The 1513-nt window shown below is 68.3% G+C and carries 2 protein-coding genes; both read right to left on the bottom strand.

Going from position 1 to position 1513, the window contains the following annotated elements; all coding sequences use genetic code 11:
- Positions 1 to 143: 143 nt before the first annotated feature.
- Positions 144 to 761, bottom strand: coding sequence for a pyridoxamine 5'-phosphate oxidase family protein (locus G3N97_RS38570; protein WP_205997967.1), 618 nt, complete (start codon positions 759 to 761; stop codon positions 144 to 146).
- A gap of 117 nt (positions 762 to 878) precedes the next feature.
- On the bottom strand, positions 879 to 1513 hold a 635-nt coding region (locus G3N97_RS38565), incomplete at its 5' end, for an NAD-dependent protein deacetylase (protein WP_205997966.1).

Here is a 1513-nt window from a genome sequence, read left to right as displayed (position 1 = left end):
CTCGGGGCGCGGCGTGGAATCGGAGCTTGAAACGGAATCGGTCATGTGAAGCGGGAAAAAAGAGTGGCGCTGATTGCAGACGAATATGCAGGCGAATACGCGGACGAACGTGCAGACGAAAGTACGGACGACACCGCAAGCGCTCAGTAAAGCGTTTTCTTCATGCGCTCGGCGAGGTCGGCTTCGTAACGCTCGACGTCGAACGATTCGCCGTATTGCTCGTCGTTCACGCGGCGCAGCATGTCGCCCGCGCTCGGCAACTGCGAACGCTCGACGTGGCGCGACGCGTCCCAGAGATGCGAGCGCGCGATCGCTTTTGCGCAGTGGAAATAGGCGCTCTCGACGTCGATCAGCAGCACCGAGCGCGGCGGCTTGCCGTCGACGGCGAAATGGTCGAGCAGCCCGGCATCGACACTCACGCGCGCGCGGCCGTTCACGCGCAGCATCTCGCCCACGCCCGGCACCATGAACAGCAGGCCGACCTGCGGCGCGGCCACCACGTTGCGCAGACTGTCGACGCGATTATTGCCGGGCCGGTCGGGCAGCGCGAGCGTGCGTTCGTCGAGGATGCGCACGAAGCCCGGCGCGTCGCCGCGCGGCGAGCAGTCGAGGCCGTCAGGGCCGCCCGTCGCGAGCACGACGAACGGCGACAGCTCGATGAAGCGGCGGTAATCCGCGTTCACGTGGTCGATTTCCTTGCGCAGCGCGCGCTCGTGCGGCGTGCCGTAGTGCGCTTCGAGTTCGTCGGTCGTGGTCAGCATCGGTCGGGATCCTCTCGATTGCCTGGCGGCTTGCGGCGCAAGAACGCCAATGAGCACCAATGAGCGCCAATCAGCGCCAATAAGCACCCGTGATCGGCGATGAAAAAACGGCGCGGTTCAGACGCCGAGCCGCGCGGCGAGCGCGTCGAGCGTCGCGGCGCACGGCGCTTCGACTTTCAGCGCGAGCAGCGGATCGGCGCGCGTCTTGCCGAGGTTGATGGCGGCCACGGGCTTGCCGCGCTGCTGCGCCCACGCGCAGAAGCGATAGCCCGAATACACCATCAGCGACGAACCGACCACGAGCACCGCGTCGGCCTCGTCGAGCGCCGCCGACGCCGCCGCCACGCGCTCGCGCGGCACGTTCTCGCCGAAGAACACCACCGACGGCTTGAGCATGCCGCCGCAAGCTTCGCATGCGGGAATGTCGAAGGCGTGTTCGCCGTCGAAGTCGAGATGGGCGTCGCCGTCGGCGGCCGGTTCCGCGAACGCGCCCACGAGCGCCGGATTGCGCGCCTCCAGCTGCGGCTGGATCGACGCGCGCGAATACTGCGCGCCGCAGGCGAGGCAATGCACGTGGCCGATGCTGCCGTGCAGCTCGATCACGCCATGACTGCCCGCGCGCTGATGCAGCCCGTCGACGTTCTGCGTGACGAGCGTGCCGACGCGCCGCGCCGTTTCGAGCCGCGCGAGCGCGCGATGCGCGCCGTTGGGCTGCGCGAGCCCGACGGTCGGCCAGCCCAGCATGCTGCGCG

It is taken from the genome of Paraburkholderia sp. Ac-20347, from assembly GCF_017104805.1.
Classification (GTDB): Bacteria; Pseudomonadota; Gammaproteobacteria; order Burkholderiales; family Burkholderiaceae; genus Paraburkholderia; species Paraburkholderia tropica.
This window is presented reverse-complemented; position numbering and strand designations above follow the sequence as displayed.

Coding starts and splice junctions, on each gene's coding strand:
- G3N97_RS38570 (WP_205997967.1), bottom strand. CDS start 761: ATGCTGACCACGACCGACGAACTCGAAGCGCACTACGGCACGCCGCAC.